The sequence below is a fragment of the [Clostridium] polysaccharolyticum genome (genome assembly GCF_900111595.1).
Classification (GTDB): Bacteria; Bacillota; Clostridia; order Lachnospirales; family Lachnospiraceae; genus Clostridium_AI; species Clostridium_AI polysaccharolyticum.
In genome coordinates this window covers 1-6,086 of record NZ_FOHN01000037.1, presented here as the reverse complement: position 1 = coordinate 6,086, position 6,086 = coordinate 1, and the positions used below count along the sequence as shown (strand labels likewise).

Below are 6,086 nucleotides of genomic sequence, written 5' to 3'. Positions count from 1 at the left end.
ACATCCTGCGATAAATACCGCAAGCGGGTGATGGGAATCGAACCCACGTATCTAGCTTGGAAGGCTAGTGTTCTACCATTGAACTACACCCGCAATCAGCATACTAACGTATGCAATCGGGGTGACAGGATTCGAACCTGCGACCTCTTGATCCCAAATCAAGCGCTCTAGCCAAGCTGAGCCACACCCCGATGGTGCTTTTAAAGACTTTCAAAACTTGTCTCTATTTGTCGGTTTTTGTTTTTCTGCCTCTCACCGACGCAAGAGTTATTATAGACTATGATATTTTAAAAGTCAACACTTTTTTTTATTTTTTAAAAAAATTCTTTAAAAGCCCTAAAATGGATGGTTTAGACGTAATTTATTGTAAAATGCGCCTCCCCATTTTTATCTATTTCCATCAAAATAAAGCTTGGCTGCCTTCCAGGCTGTCTTGGTTTCGATATGCTTCCTGGATTTATGGCAATGACATCATCACTCTGATCTATAGATGGCATATGGGTATGACCATACATAACAATGTCAGCGCCTCTCATACGTGCAGCTTCTTTTAATTGTTCCGTACCAAAGTAAACACTATAAAGATGCCCATGTGTCATAAAAATAGTGTATTTTCCAATTTGAATCAATTTTTCACGGGGAATTTCTGTAAAATAATCATTGTTTCCCGCTATCATTTCTACCCTGCAGTCTACAAATGCTTCAATAAAGTCTTCGGTCCCCTCTAAATCACCAAGGTGCAAAAACATATCCACATCTCCGACTTTATCCAATACCTTAGATAGATAATTATTTCTTCCATGTGAATCGCTTACTATTAGTATCTTCATAAATGCCCCTTCTATACATGAATTTTCATTAAATCTTTTGAATCAGTATCTTTTTCATTTCTTCTAGTGCTTTACCTCTGTGGCTAATCTTATTCTTTTGTTCAGGGGTAAGCTCAGCAGTGGTACAGCCGAATTCTGGCACATAAAAAATCGGATCATATCCAAAACCTTCTGTTCCTTCTATTTTATAGCCTATTTCACCTTCAATCGTACCTCGCGTAGTAAATGTTTCACCATTTGGCATGGCACAAGCAATGGCACTGACAAACCTTGCACTTCTCTCAGAACCTTTTGCATTTGCCAGTTTATCAATAATGGCCTGATTTTTAATATCGTATGAAGTATCTTCTCCCATAAATCTAGCTGAAAGTACCCCAGGTGCCTTATCTAAATAATCTACTTCAAGCCCCGAATCGTCTGCAAGGACTATTTTATTCGTTAATCTGGCAATAGTAGTTGCCTTAATTAAGGCATTCTCTTCATATGTGGTACCATTCTCTTTAATGTCAACATTCAGGTTTATATCTTTTAAGGATAAAACCTTTACACCCAAATCTTTTAAAATCATTTTCAATTCTTTTACTTTTCCCTGATTAGTTGTTGCAAATATTATCTCTTTCATACTCCTTTAAAGTTCCTTTCTGTCTTTCTTATTCCATTTACTATTCCTCTTGCTATTTTTTCTTGATTTTTCTTTTTTAACAAATAGTCTAATTCTCTTTTATTGGAAAGAAACCCAACTTCTAATAATGCAATTGGATTTTTAGAATTACGAATTATGTAAATGTTATCCCCTTCTATAAGGCCTCTATTTACTTGGTCCGTCAGTTTCAGAATTTCATTGAGACATTGTTTTGAGAGTTCCTTTGAACTGTCTTTTCCTGAACTATACAGCACTTCAACCCCCTCAGCTTCTTGATTCTCTGCACTATTGCAATGTATGCTAACAGTAAGATCTGGGCTAATTTTATTTATAATGCGAGCTCTCTCCTTTGGAGATATGAACTGATCGCTTTCTCTTGTCATATACACTTGCGTATATCTGTCTTCTTCTAGCATCTCTTTCACCATATTTGCAATAGACAGATTAATCAGCTTTTCCTCATGCCTTCCATCAGGTGACATTGTTCCGCCATCTATTCCACCATGTCCTGCATCAATAACATATATATAATTTGGATAACCATCTGTAAGTAAGATATCTTCAACATTTGCCTGAACGGTTGCTGGTATTTCGCTATGTAAAACAAAACCAGCTATAATACAGATAATTAGAAGAATTGTGCTTTGAATCACTGCAGCTCTAAGAATCCTTTTTTCCACAAAAAGCACCTCCAATTATCCTAATTATATAATACTTTTTCATTTTCTACAAACCTTAATCTTTTCTTGGGGGTTTTGGACCCATATATTGATAATAATAGGTTTTTAACATTCCATTATATATTTTACGATTTTTGGCTGGTTTTTTGCCAATATATTTTGCTGCTTCGTCATATCCGGAAATAATGAAATAAGACCATGAATCAAGCTGAGCAAATGTTTTTCCTATATCAGAATAAAGTTTTGGCATATCACTTTTTTCTTCCAGTCTCTCTCCATAAGGTGGATTTGTTATAATAAAACCATACTTTTTCGGGCTTTTCAAATCATGAAAATCTCTTTGCTGAAAATGAATAAACTCAGAAACATCCGCTCTTTCTGCATTTTCCCTTGCAGATTTTACCATTTCCGGATCTAAATCAAATGCCTGAATATGCATTTCTACATCTTTATTAATTGCTCTGTATGCTTCATCAATGGCATTATACCAGTCTTTTGCTAGAATGATGTTTGTCCAATGTTCAGCTATGAAGGAACGGTTAATTCCTGGTGCAATATTCGCACCTATCATGGCTGCTTCAATAGCTATAGTACCACTTCCGCAAAATGGATCGATTAAAATCCTGTCCTTTTTCCATGGTGTAAGCATAATAAGTGCCGCTGCTAAGGTTTCACTTAATGGCGCTTTTGCAGTAGCTAAACGATAGCCTCTTTTATGAAGTGATACTCCAGTTGTATCAATTCCTATTGTCACTTCATCCTTTATTAAATTAACTCGAATAGGATATTTTGCTCCTGTCTCACTTAACCACTCCACACCATATACTGATTTTAATCTCTCCACAATTGCTTTTTTTACAATTGACTGAATATCAGTTGTACTCATTAATGTACTTTTTACAGCTGTGGCTTTCGTTACCCAGAACTTCGCATCTTTTGGTAAATAGTTTTCCCAAGGGACTGCTTTGGTACTTTCAAACAAATCGTCAAATGTCTTTGCCTGAAATTTACCAGCCTTAATCATAATACGTTCCGCAGTTCTTAAAAAAATATTAGCCCTTGCAATTGCAGACTGATCCCCTTTAAATGTAATCTTCCCATCTTCCACTTGCGTAATTTCATATCCTAAATCCTGCAGTTCTCTTTTTAATACAGCTTCTATACCAAAATGACACGGTGCCATATACTCATATTGCTTCATATAACTAAATTCCTTTCTCTTTCCTGTAACACAGTTCTGGTTGGATGAACAAGATTCTAATTGTGATAATTCATCCAACCAAATTATAAAATGTTATCTCTATTATGATAAATAATCTTTTTTTAGTCAACGGTAATTTCCCCGCGATATGCCCGAAAGCCTCCATATACATTAATAACCTTGTAACCTAGACTACTATAATGGCGACCAAGAAGCAAACTTGAATTACCACGGTCACAACAGAATATCAGGACCATATCTTTAGGATAGTCAATAATTGTCTCATTTACTCCCTTATAGACAATATTAACTGCTCCAGGTATGTGTCCTTCCTTGTATTCACTTTCTTCCCTTAAATCAATTAATACGGAGTTTTCTCCTATATATTTCATTAGGTCTTTGGCTGCTATCGTAATTAAACTCATAGGATCACCACCATTTCTACTTTTAGTATATTCTATTTATGTAGTATGGTGTAAAAAAGCTAGGTGAAATTTTTCACCTAGCTTCGCTTTCTACAATTAATTGTTATTGCAGTTCTGTGAGGAATTTTTTGAACTATTTTGTGAAGAATTGTTGTTGTAATTGTTCTGGGATGAACTATTGTTGTAATTGTTCTGGGATGAACTATTGTTGTAGTTATTCTGGGATGAACTATTGTTGTAGTTATTTCTTGAAGTATTGTTACTTGTGTTTTCATTATTATATTTGTTTGCCATAATGCAACCTCCTAAAAATTAAATAATTTGAATTACAAAAAATATTATCTGCAATATTACAAAAAATATACTCTATCCTAATAAAAAATAAAAATAATTTTTTGTTTTTTATTGTTGACTTTTATACACTACATGTATTATAATAAACATGTGTTAAGAGTTCACCCCTTAAATGAACTCTGATTCGCACACTATATAACCCCTTATTAATTATTTATACTCCCCTCATCGAAACACCGTCATGGCTCCCCCTTGACGGTGTTTCACTTTATTTAAATATTACATAAATCCTTAAGCAATGATATTTAAACTAAACTCCGTTTAGGAGCTTTTTTACTTTGTCATAAAGAGTATCTAAAATTCTATGAAATCTTCTATAAAATAAAAAGATACTTAAATCCAGCTTGTTTTAAGTACCTTTTTATGAAAATCTATCTATTTTTCCTAATCAGTCTTATTACCAAATAAGCAACAATCAGAGGCAATCCTATTCTTACAAATAAGACAAAAGCAAACCTTAATAATGCCAGCAAAAAAATAATTACAACTGCACCAATACAAACTTTTTTTACTCTCTCCATAATTGTTCCCCTACTCTTTCTATAACTATTCTCCTCTTTCTCTGGCTGCTCATCTCCAAAGCTATCCTGATTAGAATAACTTTGAAACCTACGTTCACCCGACATTTTGTAACTTTCAATTATAGTTTGTGCTATTAAATGAGGAGGTCCAATTCGCTCAATTTCTTCTTCTTGCTTTTCTTCATTCCCTTGCTCTCTTATATAATTATCATAGTAACTTATATTTTCTTCTATCTTGCTGTCTGGCAGTTCTTCCTGCAATAATGTTCTTAATGTATCTATAAACTCTTTTCTCTTCATTTCGGGCTCCTTTGTTATAAATACTTACTAACTTATGATAACAGATTATTAATAAATTATTCTATCATAAACACTCTTTATCGTAAAGCTTACTTTTTATGATAGCTTTCTCATATGTAAAAAAACCTTGTAACATAATTACAAGGTTTTAAAAGACGTGCGTGAGAAGATTCGAACTCCCGACACCTTGGTCCGTAGCCAAGTGCTCTATCCAGCTGAGCTACACACACATAATATTTTTTTAATGCCGGCGACCGGAATCGAACCGGTACGGGAGGTTAGTCCCGCAGGATTTTAAGTCCTGTGCGTCTGCCAGTTCCGCCACGCCGGCATCAATGGGACCTACAGGGCTCGAACCTGTGACCCTCTGCTTGTAAGGCAGATGCTCTCCCAGCTGAGCTAAGATCCCATATAATTGCTTTTTGCTTTGCTATTATATCATTTTTATATTAGCTTGTCAAGATAAACTTTCATTTTTTTAATTTATCTGAGCGACCCAAGGGGGACTCGAACCCCCGACCTCCGCCGTGACAGGGCGGCGCTCTAACCAACTGAGCCATTGGGCCATAAAGCCGACGATCGGACTCGAACCGATAACCTGCTGATTACAAATCAGCTGCTCTGCCAATTGAGCCACGTCGGCATAAAATTACTTTTACTTTAAATCAAAAGGTGCTACATGAAACTGTCTGCAACAATGGACCTTCGGGGACTCGAACCCAGGACCGATCGGTTATGAGCCGATTGCTCTAACCAACTGAGCTAAAGGTCCAATTAAACATATGATTCTACATATGAATGACTCCAAGGGGATTTGAACCCCTGTTACCGCCGTGAAAGGGCGGTGTCTTAACCGCTTGACCATGGAGCCAGATATTTAATTTTTAACCTCCCCGAGTTGGGCTCGAACCAACAACCCCACGGTTAACAGCCGTGTGCTCTACCATTGAGCTATCGAGGAATATTAAGAAGCTTAACCTTCCTAGAAGGCTGTACCTTCAAAACCGCATACAGTACAGATTACATCCTTTCCTAATTCCTGATTAAGCCCTCGGCCTATTAGTATCAGTCAGCTCCACATGTTGCCATGCTTCCACCCCTGACCTATCAACCTTGTCGTCTTCAAGGGGCC

The 6,086-nt window shown here is 36.1% G+C and carries 7 protein-coding genes, 10 tRNA genes and 1 rRNA gene; all 18 read right to left on the bottom strand.

Going from position 1 to position 6,086, the window contains the following annotated elements; all coding sequences use genetic code 11:
• Window positions 1-22 precede the first annotated feature (22 nt).
• Window positions 23-93: transfer RNA gene (locus BMY85_RS14460), tRNA-Gly, on the bottom strand.
• Window positions 94-116: 23 nt separating this feature from the next.
• A tRNA-Pro gene (locus tag BMY85_RS14455) sits at window positions 117-191 on the bottom strand.
• 159 nt (window positions 192-350) lie between these two features.
• Window positions 351-830: a YfcE family phosphodiesterase gene (locus BMY85_RS14450; RefSeq protein ID WP_092478988.1), complete on the bottom strand. Its 480-nt coding sequence runs from the start codon at window positions 828-830 to the stop codon at window positions 351-353.
• 28 nt (window positions 831-858) lie between these two features.
• Window positions 859-1,452: an XTP/dITP diphosphatase gene (locus BMY85_RS14445; RefSeq protein WP_092478986.1), complete on the bottom strand. Its 594-nt coding sequence runs from the start codon at window positions 1,450-1,452 to the stop codon at window positions 859-861.
• On the bottom strand, window positions 1,449-2,153 hold the full coding sequence (locus BMY85_RS14440) for an N-acetylmuramoyl-L-alanine amidase family protein (protein WP_092478984.1): 705 nt from the start codon (window positions 2,151-2,153) through the stop codon (window positions 1,449-1,451). The genes BMY85_RS14445 and BMY85_RS14440 overlap by 4 nt, the downstream gene beginning before the upstream one ends.
• A 55-nt stretch (window positions 2,154-2,208) precedes the next feature.
• Window positions 2,209-3,354, bottom strand: coding sequence for a THUMP domain-containing class I SAM-dependent RNA methyltransferase (locus tag BMY85_RS14435; protein ID WP_092478983.1), 1,146 nt, complete (start codon window positions 3,352-3,354; stop codon window positions 2,209-2,211).
• Between the two features lie 122 nt (window positions 3,355-3,476).
• On the bottom strand, window positions 3,477-3,779 hold the full coding sequence (locus tag BMY85_RS14430; protein WP_092478981.1) for a rhodanese-like domain-containing protein: 303 nt from the start codon (window positions 3,777-3,779) through the stop codon (window positions 3,477-3,479).
• Between the two features lie 96 nt (window positions 3,780-3,875).
• Window positions 3,876-4,073 carry a hypothetical protein gene (locus BMY85_RS14425; protein ID WP_092478980.1) on the bottom strand — a complete coding sequence of 66 codons (198 nt, stop codon included), beginning with the start codon at window positions 4,071-4,073 and terminating at the stop codon, window positions 3,876-3,878.
• A 431-nt stretch (window positions 4,074-4,504) separates the two neighbouring features.
• Window positions 4,505-4,954 carry an HAAS signaling domain-containing protein gene (locus BMY85_RS14420; RefSeq protein WP_092478978.1) on the bottom strand — a complete coding sequence of 150 codons (450 nt, stop codon included), beginning with the start codon at window positions 4,952-4,954 and terminating at the stop codon, window positions 4,505-4,507.
• A gap of 156 nt (window positions 4,955-5,110) precedes the next feature.
• Window positions 5,111-5,184: transfer RNA gene (locus tag BMY85_RS14415), tRNA-Arg, on the bottom strand.
• Between the two features lie 15 nt (window positions 5,185-5,199).
• Window positions 5,200-5,285 (bottom strand) — tRNA-Leu (locus BMY85_RS14410).
• Window positions 5,286-5,290: 5 nt separating this feature from the next.
• Window positions 5,291-5,363, bottom strand: a tRNA-Val gene (locus BMY85_RS14405).
• Between the two features lie 83 nt (window positions 5,364-5,446).
• A tRNA-Asp gene (locus tag BMY85_RS14400) sits at window positions 5,447-5,520 on the bottom strand.
• A gap of 4 nt (window positions 5,521-5,524) precedes the next feature.
• Window positions 5,525-5,597, bottom strand: a tRNA-Thr gene (locus BMY85_RS14395).
• Window positions 5,598-5,652: 55 nt separating this feature from the next.
• A tRNA-Ile gene (locus tag BMY85_RS14390) sits at window positions 5,653-5,726 on the bottom strand.
• A gap of 27 nt (window positions 5,727-5,753) precedes the next feature.
• A tRNA-Glu gene (locus BMY85_RS14385) sits at window positions 5,754-5,825 on the bottom strand.
• Between the two features lie 18 nt (window positions 5,826-5,843).
• Window positions 5,844-5,915 (bottom strand) — tRNA-Asn (locus BMY85_RS14380).
• A gap of 78 nt (window positions 5,916-5,993) precedes the next feature.
• Window positions 5,994-6,086 (bottom strand): 23S ribosomal RNA (locus BMY85_RS14375); the annotation flags it as partial.

Excerpts from the sequence above, each read along its gene's own strand:
- BMY85_RS14445 (WP_092478986.1), bottom strand. The coding sequence starts at position 1,452 with ATGAAAGAGATAATATTTGCAACAACTAATCAGGGAAAAGTAAAAGAA.
- BMY85_RS14420 (WP_092478978.1), bottom strand. The coding sequence starts at position 4,954 with ATGAAGAGAAAAGAGTTTATAGATACATTAAGAACATTATTGCAGGAA.
- BMY85_RS14430 (WP_092478981.1), bottom strand. The coding sequence starts at position 3,779 with ATGAGTTTAATTACGATAGCAGCCAAAGACCTAATGAAATATATAGGA.
- BMY85_RS14450 (WP_092478988.1), bottom strand. The coding sequence starts at position 830 with ATGAAGATACTAATAGTAAGCGATTCACATGGAAGAAATAATTATCTA.
- BMY85_RS14425 (WP_092478980.1), bottom strand. The coding sequence starts at position 4,073 with ATGGCAAACAAATATAATAATGAAAACACAAGTAACAATACTTCAAGA.
- BMY85_RS14435 (WP_092478983.1), bottom strand. The coding sequence starts at position 3,354 with ATGAAGCAATATGAGTATATGGCACCGTGTCATTTTGGTATAGAAGCT.